This window comes from Phenylobacterium sp., assembly GCF_019636135.1.
In the GTDB taxonomy this organism is placed as follows: Bacteria; Pseudomonadota; Alphaproteobacteria; order Caulobacterales; family Caulobacteraceae; genus Phenylobacterium.
In genome coordinates, this window is record NZ_JAHBYD010000011.1 from 85987 (window position 1) to 107541 (window position 21555).

Below are 21555 nucleotides of genomic sequence, written 5' to 3' on the forward strand. Positions count from 1 at the left end.
TCTCCCTTGCTAGGGGGCGAGCTGGCCGGCGGGCAGCAGGCCCACGATGGAGGCCGTGAGGCAGGTGGCGAGGAAGCCGGCCATCATCGCCTTCCAGACCATGCCGACGATCTCGTTGCGCCGCTCGGGCGCCAGGACCGAGAAGCCGGCGAGGTTGATGCCCACGGAGGCCACGTTGGCGAAGCCGCACAGGGCATAGGTCATCAGGATGCGGGAGCGCGGGTCCATCGCGTCGATGGGAATGCCGCCCATGGTGATGAAGGCGGTGAACTCGGTCAGCACCAGCTTCACGCCCAGCAGCGAGCCAGCGACCGGCGCGTCGTGCCACGGCACGCCGATGGCCCAGGCGAGCGGCGCGAAGATGACGCCGAGGCCGGCCTCGACCGAGAGCCTGTAGCCCACGAGGTCGCCGACCGAGCCCAGGATCTTGTTGAGCATGGCCACGAGCGCCACGAACACGATCAGGGTCGCGCCCACGTTCATGACGATCTGCAGGCCGTCGGTGGTGCCCTTGATCAGGGCGTCGATGGAGCTGTCGTACTTCTTGGCGGCCAGCGGATCGTAGGTCTGCGCCGCCTCGATGGCCGCGTCGCGCGGCACGATGATGCGGGCGAGCAGCACGCCGGCCGGGGCCGAGACGATCGAGGCGGTCAGCACATGGGCGGCGGCGCCCGGCAGCACGTCCTTCAGGATCGTCGCGTAGGCCACCATGGTCGAGCCCGAGACGCAGGCCATGCCGACGGTGATCAGCATGAACAGCTCGGAGCGCGAGAGGCTGGGCAGGTAGCTGCGGATGAAGATCGGGCCTTCCACCTGGCCCATGAAGACGGTGGCGGCGGTGGCCAGCGCCGGCGGCCCGCGCAGGCCCATGGTCCGCTCGAAGACCACCCCGAAGCCCTGGGTGATCCAGACGAGGATCTTCCAGTGCCAGAGCAGCGCCGCCAGCGCGCAGACCACCAGGATCACCGGCAGCACCCGGAAGGCGAAGACGAACAGCGAGCCGGGGTCGGTCAGCGCATAGGGCTGGTTCGGCGTCCCGGCCAGGAAGCCGAAGACGAAGGCGACGCCGGCCTGGGTCGAGGTGGCCAGACCATCGACCGCGACGCCGACGCCTTCCAGGCCGGCCCGCAGCGCCGGCAGGCCGAACAGCGCCAGGACGAGCAGGCCCTGCGCGACCATCACGCCGATGGCGAGCTTCCAGGGAAAGCGGCCCCGGTTCTCCGAGGCCGCCCAGCAGATCGCCAGGATGGCGGCGACGCCGACCAGGCTCTGGGCGTTCTCCAGACCGAAACCGAACATGCATCCCCCGATGCGCCGCCGAGTCAGCGGCCTGAGCCAAGCAATGCACGCCGAAAGCGGATCGAGCGCAAGCGCGGGGGCGCCGGGCGGCCGGCCGCACGTTACGAAGGTTTAATCGGCGGCGCCGCATCCGCCGAAATCGTCTCGCGCCTCTTAGGGTCGAGCGCGTCTTGCAGGCGGCGATCCGGACCACGCCTTACGGCGATTTAACTGGCTCCCGGGTCCCCACGCCACGACACCCCCGCGCTCGAAGGTGAGGGCGGCTCGTCACGATGTCTCTGGCGCTGGCAACACTGCTGTACGAATGGCGGCGCTACACCGCCGCCATCGTCGCGCTCGCCTTCTCGGGCCTGCTGATCCTGGCCCAGGTCGGGATGTTCACCGGCATCGTGAAGGGCGTCACCGCCACCATCGACCGCAGCCGCGCCGACATCATGATCCTGCCGGCGAAGATGGAGAGCCTGATCAACGGCGGCGGCGGCGCCCTGCCCGCGCGCCTCCAGCCGCAGATCTACCTGAACCCCGAGGTCGTCGAGGTCGCCGCCTGGGACAACGACGGCGGCCGCTGGGTGAACCAGCCGAAGGACGGCAAGAAGGCCGTCACCACCTACGTCAACGTCAACATGGTCGACACGCGGCCCGGCGCCGTCGCGCTGCCGGTGGACTATCCCGAGGCGACGCGGGTGGCGCTGCTCGAGCCCTATGCGGTGGCCATCGACGAGAGCCAGCTCGCGCGGCTCGGCGTGAAGCTGGGCGACTCCGCGACGCTGAACGGCAAGACGGTGCGCGTCCGCGCCATCCTCCACGGCTATCCCGACATCAACAACGCCTCGGTCACGGTCAGCCGCGACACGCTGCGGCTGCTCGGCATGCTGACCAAGAACGGCAAGACCGGCCCGCTGATGGTGCGCATCCAGGACCCGGCCCGCGCCGTGGCCGTCCGCGACCAGCTCAACAGGACCGCCAAGGGCGCCTACCGCGCCTGGACCCGTCAGGAGCTCGCCGACGCCAACGAGGGCGCGATCATGCAGGAGCAGATCATCGGCATGTTCGTGGGCTTCTCGGTCTTCCTCGCCTTCCTGATCGGCGTGGGCATCACCAGCCAGACCCTGCGCGGCGCGATCCTGAGCTCGATCAAGGAGTTCGCCTCGCTGCGCGCGCTGGGCGTCGGCATGGGCTCGCTCAGGATCATCGTCATGGAGCTCTCGTGGTGGGTGGGCCTGGTGGGCCTGGGCGCCACGGCGCTCTTCACCTTCGGCGTCTACCTGCTGGCCACCAACAACGGGGTGCCGATGGGCTTCCCGATGTCGTGGATCGTCGGCGTCTCCATCCTCCTGCTCGTCATCTCGGCCGCCTCGGGCCTCCTGGCCCTGGGCGTGCTGAAGAAGAGCCAACCCGCGGACCTGCTGAGATGAGTGCTTCGCAACAGGCGATCGCCGCCACCGGCGTCTACAAGCGCTTCAAGACCGGCCGCACCCACATCGAGGTGCTGAAGCGGGTCGACTTCGACGCCGACCACGGCGAGGTCACGATGGTCATGGGCCCGTCGGGCTCGGGCAAGTCGACCCTGGTGGCGGCGCTCTCGGGGCTCCTGAAGCCCGACGAGGGCAAGGTCACGTCGCTGGGCCAGGACATCTGGGGCCTGCGCTCGGGCAAGGCCGACCGGTTCCGGCTCGACCACTGCGGCTTCATCTTCCAGGGCTTCAACCTGTTCTCGGCGCTGACCGCCCTGCAGCAGGTCGAGATCATCCTGAAGCACCAGGGCGTGCCCAGGCGCGAGGCCCGCGAGCGCGCCGCCAACGCGCTGATGGAGGTGGGCCTGGAGACCCGGATGGGCCAGCGGCCGACCGAGCTTTCCGGCGGCGAGAAGCAACGCGTCGCCATTGCCCGCGCGCTCGCCAAGAACCCGCGCCTGCTGTTCGCCGACGAGCCCACCAGCGCGCTCGACGGCGAGAACGGCCTGATCGTGATCAAGCTGCTCCAGCGGGCCGCCAAGCAGCACGGCGCGGCCGTGATCTGCGTGACCCACGACGTGCGCCTGGAGGCGTTCGCCGACCGCGTCATCCACCTGGAGGACGGCCACGTCCTGTCGGACGAGCGCGTCGAGCACGCCGGCCCGCCCCCTGAGTCCTTCGGCGGCCACGCGCCGCGCATCCGCAAACCCGCCCTCGTCGAGGCCTGAAGACCATGCCCGCCCTCTTCCGCAACCGTTTCGTCTGGATCGCGCTGGTCCTGGCCGCCCTCGCCGGCGGCGGCGGCCTTTTCCTGCAGGGCCAGACCAAGGCCAGGAAGGCCGAGGAGGCCAAGGCGGCCGCCGACGTGAAGCCCAGCCCCTACGCCGCCATCGCCAACGGCAAGGCCGACGTGGAAGGCGGCATCATCCAGGTGGCCGCGCGCCGCGCCGGCGTGATCCGCGAGGTGCTGGCGCAGGAGGGCGACGACGTCCGCGCCGGCCAGGTCTTGGCCCGCCTGGAGGATGACGAGCCGCGCCTGGCCTCCGAGCGCGCCGCCGCCGAGGTCCGCCAGGCCCGCGCGGCGCTCGCCCTGCTGGACGTCCAGCGCTCGGCCGCCCAGCGCGAGCTGCGCCGCATGGAAGGGCTCGCCCCGTCCAACTTCGTGGCCGCCCAGAAGCTGGACCAGGCGCGTGACGGCGTCCGCGAGGCCGAGGCGAAGATCATGGCCCAGCAGGCGGTGGTGGCCACCGCCGAGGCCCGCCACAACGAGGCGCGCTACGACCAGGAGCTCTCGATCATCCGCGCCCCGGCCGACGGCCGCATCGTGCGCCGCTACGCCAACCCCGGCGCCGGCGCCTCGACGCTGAACGTCTCCAACATGTTCGACCTGGAGCCTCGCGCCGGCCGCATCGTGCGCGCCGAGATCGCGGAGGGCGCCCTGCCCTACGTCGCGATCGGCCAGTCGGTGCAGATGTCGCCGGAAGCCGATCCCACCAAGACCTTTCCCGGCAAGGTGCTGCGCCGCGCCGCCGTCTTCGGCGCCCGCAAGCTGCAGTCGGACGATCCCAACGAGAAGACCGACGACCGCGTCGTCGAGGTGGTGGTCGACTCCACCGGCGCGCCCTTCCTGATCGGCCAGCGCGTGCTGGTGAAGTTCGTCCGCCAGCAGCAGGCCCAAGCCCCGCAAGCCACGACTCCGCCGCAGAGCTGAGCGGGCCCTAGCCTCCCCGGGGCTGGTCCTTCGGACTCTCCCCGCAAGCCGTCCCCGGGGAGGACTTTTCGCGACATACACCCCCGATCGGGGGGCGGCACCCGCGGATCGCCGCTGCATGCTCGCAGTCCTGTGCAGTCAGGGTGGTGCTTTCAGATGTTCAAACGCGTCCTGCTCGCGGGCCTTGCCGGCCTCGCGCTCTCGACCCCTGCCGATGCGGCGCTCGTGCGCCTGCAGTTCACCGGCGAGATCGACCAGTTCAACAGCTACTTCCAGAGCAATGACGCCGACGTGGCGTACAGCGCCGGGCAGCTCGCCTACATGGGCGGCATCCACCGCCGGCAGGGGCTGACGCCGGGCAGCACCTACGACTTCATCATCCAGTACGACAGCGACACGGTGGCCGTGGACGGCCGCTTCGCCTTCGATCTGGTGTCGGGGTCGATCGGGTCGAACACCGACTTCAGCGACTTCACGCGCTATGCGATCTTCCAGCAGGCGGGCGCCTACACCTACCTGAACTTCGTCTTCGAGAAGTTCACCGCCGGCGGCGGCACGACGCAGCCGATCTATGCGATCTTCAACCTGGGCGACAACAACGGCGACGTCGTCGCCGGCGCCCTGCCCGCCGTCGTCAACCTGCCGGCCATCGGCGTGAAGGGCGCGTCGTTCGAGGCTCGGGGCGCGTTCGTCAGCAGCCGGTACCGGGCGTATTCGGACAGCGCGTCCGTGGGCCTGCTCCAGGCCGGCCCGATCGGTGACGGAACCGGCGACGGGACCGGCGGTGGAACCGATGGCGGGCCCGGCGGCGTTCCCGAGCCGGCGACATGGGCCCTGATGATCTGCGGGTTCGGTCTGGCCGGCGCAGGCCTGCGGCGCTCGAGAAGGGCGCTCGCCTAGGGTCCGCCCCCGATACCGCTCATCCCGGCGAACGCCGGGATCCAGATGGAATGGCGCAAGAGCAGGGTTCCAGGGCTCCGAGCTCTTCCAATCCGCCTCCGCGAGCGTGGATCTGGGTCCCGGCAGTCGCCGGGATGAGCGGAAATATTGAATTCGCTCAGAGGGACTTGAGTCCAGACCCTAGCCCGGCGCTCCCCTCCGGTCCGCTTGACGCCGTCGCCCCCGGCCCGCACAACGCGCGCCGCAATTCCGAACACCTGTTCCAAAGGGGATCCTGATGGCGGACATCCGCTTCGACGGCAAAGTGGCGATCGTGACGGGCGCGGGCGGCGGGCTCGGCCGGCAGCACGCGCTGGAGCTCGCCCGGCGCGGCGCCAAGGTGGTGGTTAACGACCTGGGCGGCTCGATGGACGGCGCCGGCGGCGGCTCGGACGCCGCCAACAAGGTCGTCGACGAGATCAAGGCCGCCGGCGGCGAGGCCATCGCCAACGGCTCGTCGGTGACCGACGACGCCGGCGTCGCCCGGATGGTCAAGGACGCCATGGACGCCTGGGGCCGGATCGACATCCTGGTCGCCAACGCCGGCATCCTGCGCGACAAGACCTTCGCCAAGATGGAGATCCCCGACTTCGAGATCGTGCTGAACGTGCATCTGATGGGCACGGTGAAGCCGGCCAAGGCGGTCTGGGAGATCATGCGCACCCAGAACTACGGGCGCATCGTGGTGACGACCTCGTCGTCGGGCCTCTACGGCAACTTCGGCCAGTCGAACTACGGCGCGGCCAAGCTCGGCATCATCGGCTTCATGAACACGCTGAAGCTCGAGGGCCAGAAGAACAACATCCACGTCAACGCGATCAGCCCGGTGGCGGCCACGCGCATGACCGAGAACCTGGGCATGCCGCCCGAAGTGCTGGGCATGCTGAAGCCCGAGCTGGTGACGCCGGGCGTCGTGTTCCTCTGTTCGGAGGAGGCGCCCACCGGCACGATCCTGACCGCCGGCGCCGGCGCCTTCGCCGTCTCCCGCATCGTCGAGACCGAGGGCGTAGCCATCGGCCCGAACGCGACCGTGGAGCAGGTCCGCGACAGTTGGGCGAAGATCGCCGACCCGGCCGGCCAGCAGGCCTACGTCAACGGCGGCGAGCAGAGCGCCAAGTTCTTCCGCAAGCTGCAGGGCGGCTGAGCCAACAGCGACCTGTCCCTCTCCAGCAAGGGGGCCATGCGGCGACGCATGGCCCCTTTTCGCTTTTGTAATCCAATAACGCTTGCCCGCGGCCCGGCCCTCGCGGCTAACGTCTGGAAAGCGTTCGGAGCGACGCGAGACGGAGGAACGAGCTTGGCGTCACAAGGCACTTCCAGCGGGCCGCAGCAGAACCTGTCGCTGCCCCTGATCCTGGCCTTCGCCAGCGCGAGCATCCCGATCCAGGCGCTAGTCCTGGCGATCAGCGTCCACCTGCCCCGTTATTTCGCGAGCCACGTCGGGCTCGAACTGGCCGCCGTCGGCGCCGCCTTCGCCATGGTCCGCCTCATCGACATCCCGATCGACGTGATGCTGGGCACGGCCATGGACCGCACCCGCACGCGGTTCGGCCGCTACCGGCTCTGGCTGGTGCTGGGCGCGCCGGTGCTGATGGCCGGCCTGTGGCTGCTGCTGCAGGCCAACAACACCACCAGCCAGCTCGGCCTCTCGGGCATCCTGCTGTTCCTCTATATCGGCTATTCGATGATGTACCTGTCGCACCTCGCCTGGGGCGGGGTGCTGGGGCCGAGCTACGAGCAGCGCTCGAGGGTGTTCGGTGCGATCATCGGACTGGGCGTGGTGGGCGCGGTCATCGTGCTCGGCATCCCGATCGTGATGAACGAAATGGGCCACACCGACGGCGAGGGCGTGCGCGCCATGGTCTGGTTCATCATCGCGGCGATCCCGGTGACGACGCTGCTGGTGCTGCTGACCACCCGCGAGAAGATCACGCCCGAGACCGGCAAGGCCTTCCGGCCCGTCGACTACCTGACCTTGCTGAAGCGCGGCAACGTGCTGCGCCTGCTGGCCGCCGACCTCTGCGTGACGCTGGGCCCCGGCTGGATGGCGGCGCTCTACCTCTTCTACTTCAAGGACAGCCGGGGCTTCGACACGACCGCGGCCAACCTGCTCCTGATGATCTACATCGCCGCCGGCTTCGTGGGCGCGCCCTTCGCGGCCTGGCTGGCCAACAAGATCGGCAAGCACCGCGCCCTGATGGTGACGACCACCATCTACTCGCTGGGGCTGGTCCTCATACCGTTCCTGCCGAAGGGGAACTTCCTGATCTTCGCGCCCGGCATGTTCGTGGTGGGCGCGATGGCCGCAGGCTTCGGGGTGATGATCCGCGCCCTGACCGGCGACATCGCCGACGAGATCCGCCTCGACACCGGGCGCGAGTGGATGGGCCTGATGTATGCGCTGACCATCGGCACGACGAAGATCGCGTCGGGCCTGTCGGCGCTGACCTTCGTACTGCTGGCCTATATCGGCTACCAAGCCAAGGCCGGCGCGGTGAACACCCCCCAGGCGATCCAGAGCCTGGAACTGGTCTACATCGTGGGCCCGATCGTCTTCGTGATGATCGCGGGCGCCTGCTTCATCGGCTACAAGCTGACGCCCGAGCGGCACGCCGAGATCCGCCGCCGGCTGGACGAGCGCGACGCGCTGACCGAAGGCGGCGCGAGCGCCCTGGAAAGCCTCACCGGCGACACCGAACTGGTCACCGCGAGCCGGCCCTCCTAGGCGACCTTCGCGGCGAGTTCGAGGAAGGCCTTCGCCGCGGCGCTTTCGGTGGTCTGGGCGAGCAGCGGGACGCCGGCGTCGCAGGCTTCGCGCAGCGGCACCTCGATGGGGATCTCGGCCAGCAGCGGCACGCCCAGCCGCTCGGCCTCGCGCCGCGCCCCGCCGGTCCCGAAGATCGGCACCTTCGCGCCCGAGCTGTCGGCGAAGTAGGCCATGTTCTCCACCACGCCCAGGATCGGCGCCCCGGTCCGCTCGAACATGGCGGCGGCCCGGCGCGCATCGATCAGCGCGATCTCCTGCGGCGTCGAGACGATGATCACCCCGTCCATCTTCAGCTTCTGGACCAGGGTGAGCTGGATGTCGCCGGTGCCCGGGGGCAGGTCGAGGACCAGCACGTCCAGCGGCTCGGCCTCGCTGCCCCAGTTGGAGTTGAGCAGCGTGCGCAACGCCGACGAGGCCATCGGGCCGCGCCAGATGTTGGCCGTGCCGGGCTCGACGATGAAGCCGATCGACATGACCTTGACGCCATGCGCCTCCATCGGGTTCAGCCGCTTCTCTGCATCGAAGGTCGGGTCGCCGTCGACGCCCAGCATGGTGGGCGCCGACGGGCCGTAGATGTCGGCATCCAGCAGGCCCACGCGCTTGCCCAGTTTCGTGAGCGCCGCGGCGAGGTTCACCGAGACGGTGGACTTGCCGACCCCGCCCTTGCCGGACGCCACGGCGATCACGCGCTTCACGTGCGGCGGCTTCACGGCGTCGACCATCGGGTGGAGCTGGGCCTGCGGGTCCTCGGCGACGCGCGCGCGGCCGCGCCCGGAATCGCCCGCCGGCGGCGGCCCGCCGCGACGGGGGCTGACGCGCAACTGCGGCATGGAGGGCGGCGTCGGGGCCTGCACCTCCGTCGTCAGCACGACCTGGCTGACCTCGACGCCGTCCACCTCGGCCATGGCCGCTTCGGCCTGGTCGCGGACGCGGCGGTAGAGGTCGATGTCGGCGGGCGCGACCTCCAGCATGAAGGCGGCGCGGCCCTCGCGCAGCACGAGGCCGCGCACGAGGCCGGCCGCCATCAGCCCCTGGCCCGACTTCGGATCGATCACCTCGTCGAGGGCCTTCAGGATCGCCGTCCGGTCGGGGCCCGCAGCTTCACTCATTGCCAGATGGTCTTGCTTCTGCGTGGGTGGGGGCCACATATCCGGCTGACAGCGCCGGTTTACAAGCCCGTCAGGGGCTATAAGGAACAGTGAGAGTAAGGTCCCGCTTGAGCACGACGCGAACCGGCTGATGCCCTGGAACGACAACGCGAACCCGGGCCCTTGGGGTAGCCCCAACAACGACGACCGCCGCGACGGGCCCAAGCGCCCGCAGGGCGGCGGCGGCCCGCGCCGTCCGGGCGGCCCCGACTTCAACGCCAGTTTCGACCGCCTGGGCCGGCGTCTGCGCGACATGATGGGCGGCCCCGGCGGGCCGCGCCCCGGCGTCGTCCCCGCCATCGTCGGCGTGGTGGTCGGCCTGTGGGCGCTCTCGGGCATCTATCAGGTCGCCCCGAACGAGGTCGGGGTGGTCACGACGTTCGGCGCCTACTCCGGCCAGACGGACCCCGGGCTGAACTACCACCTGCCCGCGCCGATCCAGGCGGTCGAGAAGGTGCCGGTGCAGGCGCTCAACCGCACCGATGTCGGCGGCGCCAACGGCGACGACCGCGCCGCGGGCCTGATGCTCACCGGCGACGAGCAGGTCGTCGACGTGAACTTCTCCGTCACCTGGCGCATCGCCGACCCGCGCGCCTTCCTCTTCGTGATCCGCGACCCGAACGAGTCGGTCACCGCGGTGGCCGAGAGCGCCATGCGCGAGGTGGTCGGGAAGACGCCGCTGCAGCCGATCATCTCCACCGGCCGCGGCCAGATGCAGCAGCAGACCCGCGACGTGATGCAGAAGACGCTGGACGCCTGGGGCGCGGGCATCACCGTCGTCGAAGTGCAGATCAGCCGCGCGGGCCCGCCCGCCGAGGTGAACGACGCCTTCCGCGACGTGCAGAGCGCCGAGCAGGACAAGGACTCCTCGGTCAACGAGGCCAACACCTACCGCAACCGGGTGGTCAACGAGGCCAAGGGCGACGCGGCCAGCATCACCAACCGCGCGCAGGCCTACCGCGAGCAGGCGGTGCGCGAGGCCGCCGGCGAGGCCGCGCGCTTCAACCAGATCTACACCGAGTACCGCCGCGCGCCGGGCGTGACCCGCGATCGCCTCTACATCGAGACGATGCAGCGCATCCTCCAGAACTCGAACAAGGTGGTGGTGGACTCGAAGGGCGCCAGCGCCCCGATCATCCTGCCGCCCGACGTGTTCCGCCCGAAGACGCCGACCGTCGCGCCACAACAGGCGCCCGAACCGGCGCCAGCGCCGGCGCCCGCGCAGAAGGGCGGCCAATGAGCACGCGCAGCCTCATGATCCTGCTCGGCGTCGGGGTCTTCCTGGTGCTGCTCTGGCAGACGCTGTTCATCGTCGACCAGCGCGAACAGGCCATCGTGGTCGCCTACGGCAACCCCGTGCGCGTCGTCCATGCGCCCCGCCAGGGCGGCGCGGGCCTGAACGTGAAGGTCCCGTTCATCCAGCAGGTCATCAAGCTCGACCGGCGCAACATCGCGCTGGAGTCGGACCAGGAGGAGATCGTCACGGCCGGCCAGGACCGGCTCGTGGTGGACGCCTTCATCCGCTACCGCATCGCCGAGCCGCTGGCCTTCTACAAGACCCTGCGCGACGAGCGCACGGCCAACGACCGGATCGAGCGCCTGGTGAACTCGTCCCTGCGCCAGGTCCTGGGCTCGGCCACGACCACCGACATCATCTCGGGCCGCCGCGCCCAGTTGATGCAGATCGCCAAGGCCGACGTCGCCCACCGCGCCAAGCTCTCGGAAATGGGGATCGAGGTCGTGGACCTGCGGATCCGCCGCGTCGACCTGCCCACCCAGAACCGCGACCGCATCTTCCGCCGCATGGTCACCTCGCGCCAGCAGGTGGCCGCACAGCTCCGCGCCGAGGGCGAACAGGCCAAGCGCGAGATCATCGCCCAGGCCGACAAGGAGGTGGCGATCACACTGGCCACCGCCCGCGAGCAGTCCGGCCAGATCACCGGCGAGGGCGACAGCCAGCGGACGCGCATCTTCGCGCAGAGCTTCGGCAAGGACCCGAGCTTCGCGGCCTTCTTCCGCTCGATGCAGGCCTACGAGGCGAGCCTGGCCAATGGCGACACGACGCTGGTCCTGTCGCCCGACAGCGCCTTCTTCCGCTACTTCGAACGCGGGCCGACGGGCGGGGCGGCCGCGCGCCGCTGACCCGGGCCCCGAAGCGTCGCCATGGCCCCTTGACGGCCATGGCGGAGTCGCAACAATCAGGGATGTCTTACGCGCGTAGTCGGCTGGGAGGACTTCCGATGCGCCGCCTGCCCTGGATGCTCGCCGCGTCGGCCCTGGTCGGGTCGGCTCTGGTCGCCGCGCCCGCGGCCGCTCAGCCGCGCAGCTATCTCATGACGCCCGTGCCCCTCGCCGGCCTCGATCTCGGCAGCGACGCGGGCGGCAAGGCGATGCTGAAGCGCCTCGACGCCGCCAGCCGCGGGATGTGCGCCCAGATCCGCACGCCGCTGCTGCCGGGCGCCGAGGGCCGCGCCTGGAAGTGCCGCCGCGAGGCCGTCGCCGCCGCCAAGGCCCGCCTGAACGAGGCGGTCTAGAGCGCCAGCCAGCCGCGCACCTCGTGCAGGTCGCGGGCGATGCGGACGCAGAGGGTTTCCATCTCTTCGGTCGGGTCCAGCATGTCGGGCACCATGACCGTCATCATGCCGGCGGCCGACGCCGCGCGGACGCCGTTGTGGCTGTCCTCCAGGGCGAGGCAGTCGGCGGGGTCGACGCCCAGCGCCGCGGCGGCCTTCAGGAACGGCTCGGGATGCGGCTTTCCGTTGGTCTGGACGTCGCGGGTGATCAGGGCGTGGAAGCGGTCGATCAGGCTGTGCGGCCCGAGGCTCGCCTGCACGCTCTCCAGGCTCGACGAGGTGGCGATGGCGCGCGGCAGGCCGACGGCGTCCAGGGCGTCGAGGATCTCGACCGCGCCGGCCTTGAGCGCGATCCCGGCCGCCAGCTCCTCCCGGAAGTGCGTGCTCACGACGGCGGACCAGGCATCGAGATCGAAGCCCGCGCCGAAATGGTCGACCAGGATCAGGTCGCTGGCGGCATGCTGCAGCCCCACCATCCGCTTGAAGGTCTCGAACGGCATCTCCGCGCCGATACGCTCCGCCGCCCGCTGCATGGCGCGGAACACCACGACCTCGGTGTCGACGAGCAGGCCGTCCATGTCGAACACGACGGCTTTGACAGGGCGCGGGAGAGCCATGGCGCGCTGTAGCTGAATCGGAGGGCCGTGGGTACGGGCCTGCCCGCGCGCGGGCGCCGCCCTACCCCCGAGTGTCATCCCGGTTTCGCCGCCAGGCGAAGACCGGGACCCAACCTTCCGGTGCTCTGAGGATGGGCGTGGCCCCGATCGGTGGGGCCGCTCTCCAGACATCCGATCACCTGACGGTTGGGTCCCGGTCTTTGGCCTTCGGCCAAAACCGGGATGACAGGAGGACAGTTCGTCAGTCCCGCACGAACTCTTCGGCCGTGTAGCCCTGGAAGTAGAGAAGCGCGGTCAGGTCGGCGTGGTCGACCTTCGCGTGCGCCTGGGCCGCCACGATGGGCTTGGCGCGATAGGCGACGCCGAGGCCCGCAGCCTGGATCATAGCGAGGTCGTTGGCGCCGTCGCCGACGGCCATAGTGTCTTGGGGAAGCAGGCCCCCGACCCGCATCGCCGCGTTCAGGCTAGCGAGCTTTGCCTCTCGGCCAATGATCGTGTCCCACACGGTGCCATCGAGACGGTCGCCCACGATACCCAGAGTGTTTCCTCTGTTCTCGTGAAAGCCCGCCGCGGCGGCCGCTCGCTGCGTGAAAAAGGTAAAGCCGCCGGAGACCAGAAGGCAGCGAGCATGGCTCCTCATGGTCTGCACAAGCGTTCGGGCCCCAGGATTGAGTCGCACCCGCTCGTCGTAGGCTCGCTGGAGGTCGGCCACCGGCAAGCCCTTCAGCATGGCGACGCGTTCGCGAAGCGCGGCCTCAAAATCTAGCTCGCCGCGCATGGCGCGCTCCGTGATTTCGGAGACCCGATCCTTCACCCCCGCGAAGTCGGCCAGCTCGTCGATGCACTCGACGTTGATGATGGTGGAGTCCATGTCGGCGATGAGCAGCCGCTTCTTCCGGTCGGCGGCGGCCTGGACGCAGGCGTCGACCGGCAGGCCGTCGAGCTCGGTAGCCACCACGGCGAGCGCCGCCTCGCGGTCGCCGATCAGCGGCAGGTCGTAGGCGCCCTCGCCCAGCGGCTTCGCGGCCTTGACGGCCGCGCCCGCGGCTGCGAGCGCTTGCCGCGCGCGTTCGGCGGCGGTGCGCGCGGTGGCGTCGTCGGGGCTGACGAGGGTGAGGACGAGTTCCATGACCGGCCGCATCTGGCTGATCGCTGGGCCCACCGCAAGCGGCAAGTCGGCCCTGGCGCTCACGCTGGCCGAAGCGACGGGCGGCGAGATCGTGGGCGCCGACTCCATGCAGCTCTACGCCGGCCTGCGCGTGCTGACGGCCGGGCCGTCGCCGGAAGAGGCCGCGCGGGCGCCGCACCACCTGTTCGGCGCGGTCGATCCCGCCGACGGCTGGTCGGTGGGCCGCTGGCTGCGGGCGGCGACCGAGGCGCTGGACGGGATCGCCGCGCGCGGCCGCGACGCGATCGTGGTGGGCGGCACGGGCCTCTACTTCCGGGCGCTGACCCAGGGGCTGGCCGAGATGCCGTCCATCGCGGCGGACCTGCGCCGCGCAACGGGGGCCGAGTTCGAGGCGATGGGTGAAGACGCCTTCCGCGCGCGGCTCGCCAAGGCCGATCCCGCCGCGGCGGCGCGCATCGCGCCCGGCGACCGGCAGCGGCTCATCCGCGCCTGGGAGGTCTACGCCGCCACCGGCACGCCGCTCACCGACTGGCAGGCCACCGGCAGGCCCGCGCTCGCGCCCGGCAGCTTCACCGCGCTTGCCCTGGAGCCGCCGCGCGCCGACCTCTACGCCCGCTGCGACGCGCGCCTGCACGCCATGATCGCCGCCGGCGCGCTGGACGAGGTGCGCGCGCTGATGGCCCGGAGCCTCGACCCGAACCTGCCCGCCATGAAGGCCGTGGGCGTCCGCGAACTGGCCGCGCACCTCGCCGGCGAGACGTCCCTGGAGGCCGCGGTCGCCGCCGCCCAGCAGGAGACTCGCCGCTACGCCAAGCGCCAGGCGACCTGGATGCGCGGGCAGATGGGCGACTGGCCGCGCATCACCGCGTCCGATCCCCGCGACCAATGGAGGCAGTTTCTTGCGCTGAACCCGCCTTGACGCCCCGGGCGCGGCATGCGACATGCCCGATCCGATCAACCGCGGGAAATCTCGTGCGCACCATTCTCGTACTCGTAGGGCGACCGTAGCGGACTGACGTAGCCGTCAGGACCGACCGGTCGCTTGCCCAGGCCCCCTCGCGGGCCTTTTTTATTGCCCTGAACCCAAGACCCAGGCCCTCACATGACCGCCCACCAGACGACGATCGAAGCTGAAGCCACCACCCTCTCGGGCGCCGAGATCGTGGTCCGCGCCCTCATCGATCAGGGCGTCGAGGTGCTCTTCGGCTATCCGGGCGGCGCGGTGCTGCCGATCTACGACGCCCTCTTCGCCGAGCCGCGGCTGCAGCACGTGCTGGTCCGCCACGAGCAGGGCGCGACCCACGCCGCCGAGGGCTATGCCCGCTCGACCGGCAAGCCGGGCGTGGTCCTGGTGACGTCCGGCCCCGGCGCCACGAATGCGGTAACGGGCATCGTCGACGCGCTGATGGACTCGATCCCGATGGTCGTCATCACCGGCCAGGTCGCCACCCACCTGATCGGCACCGACGCCTTCCAGGAGTGCGACACCATCGGGATCACCCGGCCCTGCACCAAGCACAACTACCTGGTGAAGGATGTGGCCGACCTGCCGCGGATCATCCACGAGGCGTTCCACATCGCCACCTCCGGCCGCCCCGGCCCCGTGGTCATCGACATCCCGAAGGACGTGCAGTTCGGCAAGGGGACCTACCAGGGCCCGACCGAGGTCAAGCACAGCCACAACTACGCCCCGCGCGTGAAGGGCGACGCCGGCAAGATCGCCGAGGCGGTGGCCCTGATCGCCCGGGCGAAGAAGCCGATCCTCTATACCGGCGGCGGCGTCATCAATTCCGGCCCGAAAGCCTCGCTGCTGCTGCGCGAGCTGGCGGAACTGACGGGCGCGCCCGTCACCTCGACGCTGATGGGCCTGGGCGCCTTCCCGGCCTCCAACCCGCAGTGGCTGGGCATGGTGGGCATGCACGGCAGCTTCGAGGCCAACAACGCCATGCACGACTGCGACGTGATGGTGGCCATCGGCGCGCGCTTCGACGACCGCGTCACTGGCCGCCTGGACGCCTTCGCGCCGACCTCCAAGAAGATCCACATCGACGTGGACGCGAGCTCCATCGGCAAGAACGTCCGCGCCGACGTCGGCATCGTGGGCGATGCGGCCAGCGTGCTCGAGGACATGATCGCCGCCTGGAAGAGCCGCAACCTCGAAACCAGCAAGCCGGCGCTGAAGGCCTGGTGGACCGAGATCGAGGCGTGGCGGGCGCGCCAGTCGTTCCGCTATCGGCCCGACTCGAAGCTGATCAAGCCGCAGTACGCGATCGAGCGCCTCTACGCGCTCACCCGGGACCACGACACCTACATCACCACCGAGGTCGGACAGCACCAGATGTGGGCGGCCCAGTTCTACCACTTCGACCAGCCGAACCGCTGGATGACCTCGGGCGGCCTGGGCACCATGGGCTACGGCCTGCCCGCGGCCGTGGGCGTGCAGATGGCGCACCCGGACAGCCTGGTCATCGACATCGCCGGCGACGCCTCGGTGCAGATGACCATGCAGGAGATGTCGACGGCCGTGCAGTACGGCCTGCCCATCAAGATCTTCATCCTCAACAACGAGTGGATGGGGATGGTGCGCCAGTGGCAGCAGTTGCTGCACGGCGAGCGCTACTCGCACTCGTACTCGGCGGCCATGCCCGACTTCGTGAAGATGGCCGAGGCCTACGGCGGCGTGGGCTTCCGCGCCGAGCATCCGGACGAGCTGGACGACATGATCCGCGAGATGATCGCGGTGAAGAAGCCGGTGCTGTTCGACTGCCGCGTGACCAAGGAGGAGAACTGCTTCCCCATGATCCCGTCGGGCAAGGCGCACAACGAGATGATCATGGCCGAGGAGGCCCGCGACCTGGGCGCCATCATCGACGACGCGGGCAAGCGGCTGGTCTGATGCCCAGGAGCGGCGGCTGTCTCTGCGGCGGCGTGCGCTACGAGGTCGAGGGGCCGCTCGCGCCGGTGCAGCTCTGCCACTGCGGCGAGTGCCGCAAGGCCCAGGGCTCGGCGTTCGGGGCCAACATGCCGGTGGCCAGCGCGGCTTTCCGGCTGCTGCAGGGCGAGGACCTCCTGCGGGAGCACCGCGCCTCGCCCGGCAAGCGGCGCGTATTCTGCGGCGCCTGCGGCAGCCCGATCTTCAGCCAGCGCGACGCCGCGCCGCAGACCGTTCGGCTGCGGGTCGGCACGCTGGACGGCGACGGCGAAGGCCTCACCGTCGGATTCCACATCCATGCGGCGTCGAAAGCCGCATGGTGCCCGATCGAAGACGGCCGCCCGGCCTATTCCGGCGAAGCACCGGACTGAGCCGCCAGGAACACCGCCCCGTGCGCGCCCGCGGGCGGGATGTCGGCCGCGAGCCCTTCCAGCGTCAGCGACGCGATCGCGTAGGCCGCGCCCTTCGCGATCGCGATGCCCTGCGCGGCGGGATCCTCGCCCAGCAGCAGGGTCAGCCGCCGTCCGAGATCGGCCGGATCGGGGTGCGCGAGGTCCATGCGGCCGACACGCCGCGCGCCGTTGGCGTGGCGGCGCACGGCGTCGGGCTGGGTGTCGGGCGGCGTGTAGGCGCCCATGGCGAACGGCAGGTCGAGGGCGGCGGGCGTCAGCATCTGCCAGGCCAGCTTCACCCCGTCGGGCCGGGTCCGGGTCGTGCCGACGATGCGGCCCAGCGGGGCGCCGGCGGCCTTCGAGGCGGCGCGGACGGCCTTCAGGTCGGCGTCGTCGGTCTCCAGGGCGTACTCGACGAGGCCGCAGGGCGCTTCGCCCCAGCGCCGCACGCGCCGCGCGGCCGGCCGGCCCATGACGGCGGCGAGCGCGAGCTCGGCCGCGGCCGAGGCCGGCGGCGGCTTGAACAGCTCCAGGAACGGCCCGTCCTCGAAGTAGATCAGCGCGTTGTGCGCCCGCTCCGGTGCGCTGCCCCAGACGCAGGTGAACCCCAGCGCGGCGTAGTCGGCGACCGCCGCCTTCAGGTCGTCGACCCGGATCAGCACGTGCGAGAAGCGCAAGCGGGCGGCCATGACGCGTCCCCTTCCTGACGCGGCCAGCCTAGATGCGAATGCGTTGCAGGCGCAATGGCCGAGCTCGCCTACTCCGTCGGCCGCATCGGGATCGACACGGGGCAGGTCAGGATGGCGCGCAGGCCCGGGTGGTTGTCGGCGAAGGCGAGCTCGCCGCCGAGCTGGCGGACCATGGCCGACATCATCCGGCTGCCGAAGCCCTCGCCGGGCGCGTGCTTGCCGCGGCCGTGGTCGGCGACGACCACGCGGAGCCTGTCGTTGTGCTCGTCGAGGCCGACCTCGATCGGCCCCGGCGCGCCGCCGTAGGCGTACTTGTTGGCGTTGATGACCAGTTCGGTGACCACGAGGCCCAGGCTGACGGCGCGGTCGGTCGGCGTCAGCACGGGCGCGGCGTCGACGCTGACCTTGCCGGCCCACTCCGCGCCCATCGACGAGTTCATGTCGCCGATCAGGTCTTCGAGGTAGCGGCCCATGTCGACCACCTCGATCTGGTCGGCCCGGTAGAGGCGGCGATGCACGAGCGCCACGGCCTGGAGCCGCCGCCGCGCCTCCTCGAACGCCTCGTGCAGCTTCGGATCGCCCATGGCGCGCGACTGCAGGCCCAGGAAGCTGGAGACCAGTTGCAGGCTGTTCTGGATGCGGTGGTTCACCTCCTTCAGCAGGATCTCCTTCTGCTGAAGCAGGCCGTCCTTCTCGGCCACGGCGTCGGTCAGCCGCGCGTTCATCTCGATCTGCCGGCGGTGGGCGCGGGCTTCCAGCAGCGTCTCGCGCAGGCGGGCCGCCGCGTCGATCTCGGCCAGCGTCCAGCGGCGCGAGCGGCCGCGCACCGCCTCGCGCCAGGCTTCGAACGAGGCGCGCGGCGTCAGCATCTCGCCCGGCGCAAGAGACACCGCCTTGTGCGGATTGCCGGCCCAGTTGACCACCTGGGGCTCCTCGGCGCGGAACCAGAGGATCAGGAACGGCTCGTCGGCGGCGACCACCAGGCCCAGCAGCCCGCTGGCCTCGGCCGTGAACCGCTTGGCGGCGGCGTAGTGCTCGGAGAGGCGGTCGGTGGCGACCGGGTCGGCGGAGCGGCGCTGCACCCATTCGGCCAGCTTCCGGATCTCGCCCGCCGGCGGGCAGGCGCCGTCCTGGTGCAACTGGCCGCCGCGGATCGCCGCCACGCCGTCGGCGTCCAGCATGCGGCGCAGTTCGCCGACCCCGGCGGCCACATTGGCGTCGACGCCCCCGGCCCGCGCGAACCGCGAGGTGAGCTCGTCCTCCAGGCCCCGTAGGCGCAGCCGCTCGCGATAGGCCTCGGCGTCCTCCTTGGCGCGGATCTGCCGCGCGAGGCCGCCGGCCAGCGTGCGCGCCGCCGCGCGGATGTCGTAGGGCATCAGCCGCGGCGTGCGGTGATGGCAGGCGATCAGGCCCCAGAGCACGCCGTCCTTCACCACCGACATCGAGGCCGAGGCGCCGACGCCCATGTTGCGCAGGTACTGCATGTGGACCGGCGAGACCGAGCGCAGCGCGCAGTCGCTCATGTCCAGCGGCTGCGCGCCGGTCCACGCGGGCAGGAGGGGCGCGGGCGTGTACCTCACGTCCGGGATCACGCGCACCAGGTTGCGGACGTAGAGCGCGCGGGCCTGGGCGGGGATGTCCGAGCCGGGGAAGTGGTGGTTCATGAAGCCGGGCATGCCGTCGGCGAGGTCCTCGGCCAGCACGGCCCCGGCGTCGTCGTCGAGGAAGCGGTAGATCATCACCCGGTCGAAGCCGGTCAGCCGGCGGAACTCGACGGCCGCGCGGTCCAGCAGCGCCTTCACGTTCGGCGCCCGTTCGAACGCCGCCGCCGCGGCCTCCAGTTGGGCCAGGAGCAGCACGGCCGGCAGCGGCGTCGCCAGCGCCGGCTCGATCTCGACGATCAGCCACTCGCCGTCGACACCGGCCGAGACGTCGAACGCCTCGCGCCCCGCCGACAGCCGGCCGGCATAGCCGCCGCCGACGCCCGAGCTGGTGGCCTGCGCCACGCGCTCGGCCAGCGGGTCGCCCAGCACCTCGCCCAGCGTGCGGCCGATCCAGGCGCCGCGCCGCAGCAGCCGCGCCACGTCGCCGGCGGCGTGGCGGATCTCCTGCGTCGTGCGGTCGGCGACCAGCATCGCGCCGTGGGGCTGGATCGAGCCCGGGATCCGGATCGGCTCGCGCGCGCAGGCGTCGAGGTCGACGGCGGTCAGGTCGGTCATGCGGCCGAGCCCCCGCACAGATGCCGCTCGCTGTGGTCGAAGCCCGCGACCGCGCCCGCCACCAGGCCCTCGACGTCGGCCTCGGCGTCGAGGACGCCCAGGAAGGCGCGCCAGCGCTCGCCCGCGTCCGCGCCGTACGGATCGAGGAAGCTCAGGCCCCGCATGTCGCCGCCGCGGCTCTCCACGTGCTTCCGGATCACCCGCCCGCCGAGGGTCGAGCCCTCCAGCACGTACATCAGGCCCAGCGCCTCGGCGACGCCGCGCACGACGATCGGCGCCGACGGCGCGCCCGGCGCGGTTCCCAGGTCGGCGAGGTCGCCCGCCAGCCGCGCCGAGCGGCGGCGCGCGTCGAAGTCCAAGCCGTCGATTCCCGCGAGGAACGGCGCCAGGGCGTGTTCGGCCGCGGCGTGCAGCGCGTGGAACCGGCCCACCAACTCGCGCCGGCCCTCAGCCGTCGCGATCCGGTTCAGGATGTCGATCCGGGTCTCCAGCCGGACATGGTGGGCATGGGTCGCGTCGCGTAGGCGACGGTGCGTGTCGCTGATCATCTCGAATCTTATCGCGGCGTCCCGGGCCGTAGGATAGGGACCCGCGAGCCCTGCCTCTGTACGATACTCGACAGAGGCCGTTCGGGTCCAACCGACGCTTCGCGATTTCCCGATGAGCCGAACGACGCCCGCCACACTCGCCCTCGACCGCGCTGGCGTCGCCTACGCCTTGGCGAGCTACGACTATGACCCGGGCGCCGAGCGCGTGGGGCTGCAGGCGGCCGAGGCGCTGGGCGTCCCGGCGGGCGAGGTGCTGAAGACCCTGATGGTCCGCGCCGACGGCAGGCCCGCCTGCGTGGTGCTGGCGTCCGACCGGGAGGTGACGATGAAGAAGCTGGCGGCCGCGCTGGACGCCAAGTCGGCCGAGATGATGAAGCCGGCCGACGCCGAGCGCATGACCGGCTACCGCGTCGGCGGCGTCAGCCCCTTCGGCCAGAAGCGCCAGGTCCCGACGGTGATCGACGCCGACGCCGCGGCGCTCCGCGAGGCGTTCGTGAACGCCGGCCAGCGGGGCCTGCAGGCGCGGCTCGCGCCGGCCGATCTCGTGCGCGTGCTCGGCGCGACGGTCGCGGCCGTCACCTGAGCCGGCGGCTCTCTGCGCGCCGCAGGCGCTGTCGTTTCGAACCACCAAGGCCACCAAGGGCGCCAAGGGCGACGCCAACCTCTTCGTGACCTTGGTGGGCTTGGTGTCGAATTCGCGGCGCTGACGCGCCAGCGGGGCAAGCCCTTCCTCCGCACGGGGCGAAGGGCCGCTGGAGCACGCGCTGAATGTGGATTGGCCCTAGCGCGACGACCCGATGCGGGCCATCACCTCGCCCGGGATGCGGTACCGCTCGACCAGCGTGTGGTGGTCGGTCAGGTCGCACGCCTCATGCTGCACCACGAGACTCCAGACGGCCTCCGCCGCGGCGTCCAGGAGCGGCTGGCGCTCGGCGCGCGCGCCGCCGCGGACGTCGAAGTCGCGCAGCGCCCGCAGGCTCTGCTCGACGTCACGCTCGGTGTGGCCGACGGCGCAGTCGATCTCTTCCAGCAGGTCGAACTTCAGGTGGGCCTCGCCGCTGTCGACATGGGCAGGTTCGGCGAGGTGCTGAGGCAGTCTGAGTGCGGACATGCCGCCTCCTTGGCTCTCGATGATCAC

At 71.0% G+C, this 21555-nt stretch carries 21 protein-coding genes; 13 read left to right on the forward strand and 8 right to left on the reverse strand.

The window, feature by feature from the left end; genetic code table 11:
* Window positions 1-9: 9 nt before the first annotated feature.
* The gene (locus KF737_RS09800) at window positions 10-1299 is read right to left on the reverse strand and encodes a nucleoside transporter C-terminal domain-containing protein (RefSeq protein ID WP_296453812.1); all 1290 of its coding nucleotides are present in this window, start codon (window positions 1297-1299) and stop codon (window positions 10-12) included.
* A 272-nt stretch (window positions 1300-1571) separates the two neighbouring features.
* Here KF737_RS09800 and KF737_RS09805 point away from each other — a divergent pair, with 272 nt between their 5' ends.
* The 6 genes from KF737_RS09805 (at window position 1572) to KF737_RS09830 (ending at window position 8128) form a co-directional block, all read left to right on the forward strand.
* Complete coding sequence (locus tag KF737_RS09805; RefSeq protein WP_296453816.1) at window positions 1572-2714, forward strand: ABC transporter permease; 1143 nt, start codon at window positions 1572-1574, stop codon at window positions 2712-2714.
* Window positions 2711-3481 carry an ABC transporter ATP-binding protein gene (locus KF737_RS09810; protein ID WP_296453819.1) on the forward strand — a complete coding sequence of 257 codons (771 nt, stop codon included), beginning with the start codon at window positions 2711-2713 and terminating at the stop codon, window positions 3479-3481. Before KF737_RS09805 ends, KF737_RS09810 begins: the two co-directional genes overlap by 4 nt.
* Before the next feature lie 5 nt (window positions 3482-3486).
* Window positions 3487-4464 carry an HlyD family efflux transporter periplasmic adaptor subunit gene (locus tag KF737_RS09815; protein ID WP_296453822.1) on the forward strand — a complete coding sequence of 326 codons (978 nt, stop codon included), beginning with the start codon at window positions 3487-3489 and terminating at the stop codon, window positions 4462-4464.
* Window positions 4465-4620: 156 nt separating this feature from the next.
* Window positions 4621-5364 carry a PEPxxWA-CTERM sorting domain-containing protein gene (locus KF737_RS09820; RefSeq protein WP_296453825.1) on the forward strand — a complete coding sequence of 248 codons (744 nt, stop codon included), beginning with the start codon at window positions 4621-4623 and terminating at the stop codon, window positions 5362-5364.
* A gap of 277 nt (window positions 5365-5641) precedes the next feature.
* The gene (locus KF737_RS09825; RefSeq protein WP_296453828.1) at window positions 5642-6547 is read left to right on the forward strand and encodes an SDR family NAD(P)-dependent oxidoreductase; all 906 of its coding nucleotides are present in this window, start codon (window positions 5642-5644) and stop codon (window positions 6545-6547) included.
* Between the two features lie 153 nt (window positions 6548-6700).
* Window positions 6701-8128 carry an MFS transporter gene (locus tag KF737_RS09830; RefSeq protein ID WP_296453830.1) on the forward strand — a complete coding sequence of 476 codons (1428 nt, stop codon included), beginning with the start codon at window positions 6701-6703 and terminating at the stop codon, window positions 8126-8128.
* On the opposite strand, the gene KF737_RS09835 is transcribed toward KF737_RS09830, so the two are convergent.
* Window positions 8125-9279: an Mrp/NBP35 family ATP-binding protein gene (locus KF737_RS09835; RefSeq protein WP_296453834.1), complete on the reverse strand. Its 1155-nt coding sequence runs from the start codon at window positions 9277-9279 to the stop codon at window positions 8125-8127. The genes KF737_RS09830 and KF737_RS09835 overlap by 4 nt on opposite strands.
* Before the next feature lie 130 nt (window positions 9280-9409).
* On the opposite strand from KF737_RS09835, the gene hflK reads away from it, so the two are divergent.
* The 3 genes from hflK to KF737_RS09850 all read left to right on the forward strand — a co-directional run bounded on the left by hflK (window position 9410) and on the right by KF737_RS09850 (window position 11852).
* Entirely contained in the window at window positions 9410-10558 is a 1149-nt protein-coding gene (gene hflK, locus KF737_RS09840; protein WP_296453836.1) for an FtsH protease activity modulator HflK, read from the forward strand.
* Window positions 10555-11460, forward strand: a complete 906-nt coding sequence (hflC, locus tag KF737_RS09845) for a protease modulator HflC (protein ID WP_296453839.1) — start codon at window positions 10555-10557, stop codon at window positions 11458-11460. Before hflK ends, hflC begins: the two co-directional genes overlap by 4 nt.
* Before the next feature lie 98 nt (window positions 11461-11558).
* Entirely contained in the window at window positions 11559-11852 is a 294-nt protein-coding gene (locus tag KF737_RS09850) for a UrcA family protein (protein WP_296453842.1), read from the forward strand.
* Here KF737_RS09850 and KF737_RS09855 read toward each other — a convergent pair.
* Both KF737_RS09855 and serB read right to left on the reverse strand, forming a co-directional pair.
* Window positions 11849-12508, reverse strand: a complete 660-nt coding sequence (locus KF737_RS09855) for an HAD family phosphatase (protein ID WP_296453845.1) — start codon at window positions 12506-12508, stop codon at window positions 11849-11851. The two genes, KF737_RS09850 and KF737_RS09855, sit on opposite strands and share 4 nt — an antisense overlap.
* 241 nt (window positions 12509-12749) lie before the next feature.
* Window positions 12750-13637, reverse strand: a complete 888-nt coding sequence (serB, locus tag KF737_RS09860; protein WP_296453848.1) for a phosphoserine phosphatase SerB — start codon at window positions 13635-13637, stop codon at window positions 12750-12752.
* Here serB and miaA point away from each other — a divergent pair.
* From miaA to KF737_RS09875, 3 genes are all read left to right on the forward strand, one after another.
* Entirely contained in the window at window positions 13636-14556 is a 921-nt protein-coding gene (gene miaA, locus KF737_RS09865) for a tRNA (adenosine(37)-N6)-dimethylallyltransferase MiaA (protein ID WP_296453851.1), read from the forward strand. The genes serB and miaA overlap by 2 nt on opposite strands.
* A 183-nt stretch (window positions 14557-14739) precedes the next feature.
* On the forward strand, window positions 14740-16533 hold the full coding sequence (locus KF737_RS09870; RefSeq protein ID WP_296453853.1) for an acetolactate synthase 3 large subunit: 1794 nt from the start codon (window positions 14740-14742) through the stop codon (window positions 16531-16533).
* Window positions 16533-16940, forward strand: a complete 408-nt coding sequence (locus KF737_RS09875; protein WP_296453856.1) for a GFA family protein — start codon at window positions 16533-16535, stop codon at window positions 16938-16940. Before KF737_RS09870 ends, KF737_RS09875 begins: the two co-directional genes overlap by 1 nt.
* On the opposite strand, the gene KF737_RS09880 is transcribed toward KF737_RS09875, so the two are convergent.
* The 3 genes from KF737_RS09880 to KF737_RS09890 form a co-directional block, all read right to left on the reverse strand.
* The gene (locus KF737_RS09880) at window positions 16916-17650 is read right to left on the reverse strand and encodes a VOC family protein (RefSeq protein ID WP_296453859.1); all 735 of its coding nucleotides are present in this window, start codon (window positions 17648-17650) and stop codon (window positions 16916-16918) included. The genes KF737_RS09875 and KF737_RS09880 overlap by 25 nt on opposite strands.
* 68 nt (window positions 17651-17718) lie before the next feature.
* On the reverse strand, window positions 17719-19869 hold the full coding sequence (locus KF737_RS09885) for a histidine kinase dimerization/phosphoacceptor domain -containing protein (RefSeq protein WP_296453862.1): 2151 nt from the start codon (window positions 19867-19869) through the stop codon (window positions 17719-17721).
* Window positions 19866-20417 carry a biliverdin-producing heme oxygenase gene (locus KF737_RS09890; protein ID WP_296453865.1) on the reverse strand — a complete coding sequence of 184 codons (552 nt, stop codon included), beginning with the start codon at window positions 20415-20417 and terminating at the stop codon, window positions 19866-19868. Before KF737_RS09890 ends, KF737_RS09885 begins: the two co-directional genes overlap by 4 nt.
* 112 nt (window positions 20418-20529) lie before the next feature.
* Between KF737_RS09890 and ybaK the strand changes: the two genes are divergently transcribed.
* A complete protein-coding gene (gene ybaK / locus KF737_RS09895; protein ID WP_296453868.1) occupies window positions 20530-21000 on the forward strand; it encodes a Cys-tRNA(Pro) deacylase in 471 nt (156 codons plus the stop codon).
* Window positions 21001-21198: 198 nt separating this feature from the next.
* Here the strand turns inward: ybaK and KF737_RS09900 are convergent, their stop codons facing one another.
* On the reverse strand, window positions 21199-21528 hold the full coding sequence (locus KF737_RS09900; protein WP_296453869.1) for a DUF6665 family protein: 330 nt from the start codon (window positions 21526-21528) through the stop codon (window positions 21199-21201).
* Between the last annotated feature and the right edge of the window lie 27 nt (window positions 21529-21555).

Excerpts from the sequence above, each read along its gene's own strand:
- KF737_RS09800 (WP_296453812.1), bottom strand. The coding sequence starts at position 1,299 with ATGTTCGGTTTCGGTCTGGAGAACGCCCAGAGCCTGGTCGGCGTCGCC.
- KF737_RS09805 (WP_296453816.1), top strand. The coding sequence starts at position 1,572 with ATGTCTCTGGCGCTGGCAACACTGCTGTACGAATGGCGGCGCTACACC.
- KF737_RS09810 (WP_296453819.1), top strand. The coding sequence starts at position 2,711 with ATGAGTGCTTCGCAACAGGCGATCGCCGCCACCGGCGTCTACAAGCGC.
- KF737_RS09815 (WP_296453822.1), top strand. The coding sequence starts at position 3,487 with ATGCCCGCCCTCTTCCGCAACCGTTTCGTCTGGATCGCGCTGGTCCTG.
- KF737_RS09820 (WP_296453825.1), top strand. The coding sequence starts at position 4,621 with ATGTTCAAACGCGTCCTGCTCGCGGGCCTTGCCGGCCTCGCGCTCTCG.
- KF737_RS09825 (WP_296453828.1), top strand. The coding sequence starts at position 5,642 with ATGGCGGACATCCGCTTCGACGGCAAAGTGGCGATCGTGACGGGCGCG.
- KF737_RS09835 (WP_296453834.1), bottom strand. The coding sequence starts at position 9,279 with ATGAGTGAAGCTGCGGGCCCCGACCGGACGGCGATCCTGAAGGCCCTC.
- hflK (WP_296453836.1), top strand. The coding sequence starts at position 9,410 with ATGCCCTGGAACGACAACGCGAACCCGGGCCCTTGGGGTAGCCCCAAC.
- hflC (WP_296453839.1), top strand. The coding sequence starts at position 10,555 with ATGAGCACGCGCAGCCTCATGATCCTGCTCGGCGTCGGGGTCTTCCTG.
- KF737_RS09850 (WP_296453842.1), top strand. The coding sequence starts at position 11,559 with ATGCGCCGCCTGCCCTGGATGCTCGCCGCGTCGGCCCTGGTCGGGTCG.
- KF737_RS09855 (WP_296453845.1), bottom strand. The coding sequence starts at position 12,508 with ATGGCTCTCCCGCGCCCTGTCAAAGCCGTCGTGTTCGACATGGACGGC.
- miaA (WP_296453851.1), top strand. The coding sequence starts at position 13,636 with ATGACCGGCCGCATCTGGCTGATCGCTGGGCCCACCGCAAGCGGCAAG.
- serB (WP_296453848.1), bottom strand. The coding sequence starts at position 13,637 with ATGGAACTCGTCCTCACCCTCGTCAGCCCCGACGACGCCACCGCGCGC.
- KF737_RS09870 (WP_296453853.1), top strand. The coding sequence starts at position 14,740 with ATGACCGCCCACCAGACGACGATCGAAGCTGAAGCCACCACCCTCTCG.
- KF737_RS09875 (WP_296453856.1), top strand. The coding sequence starts at position 16,533 with ATGCCCAGGAGCGGCGGCTGTCTCTGCGGCGGCGTGCGCTACGAGGTC.
- KF737_RS09880 (WP_296453859.1), bottom strand. The coding sequence starts at position 17,650 with ATGGCCGCCCGCTTGCGCTTCTCGCACGTGCTGATCCGGGTCGACGAC.
- KF737_RS09885 (WP_296453862.1), bottom strand. The coding sequence starts at position 19,869 with ATGACCGACCTGACCGCCGTCGACCTCGACGCCTGCGCGCGCGAGCCG.
- KF737_RS09890 (WP_296453865.1), bottom strand. The coding sequence starts at position 20,417 with ATGATCAGCGACACGCACCGTCGCCTACGCGACGCGACCCATGCCCAC.
- ybaK (WP_296453868.1), top strand. The coding sequence starts at position 20,530 with ATGAGCCGAACGACGCCCGCCACACTCGCCCTCGACCGCGCTGGCGTC.
- KF737_RS09900 (WP_296453869.1), bottom strand. The coding sequence starts at position 21,528 with ATGTCCGCACTCAGACTGCCTCAGCACCTCGCCGAACCTGCCCATGTC.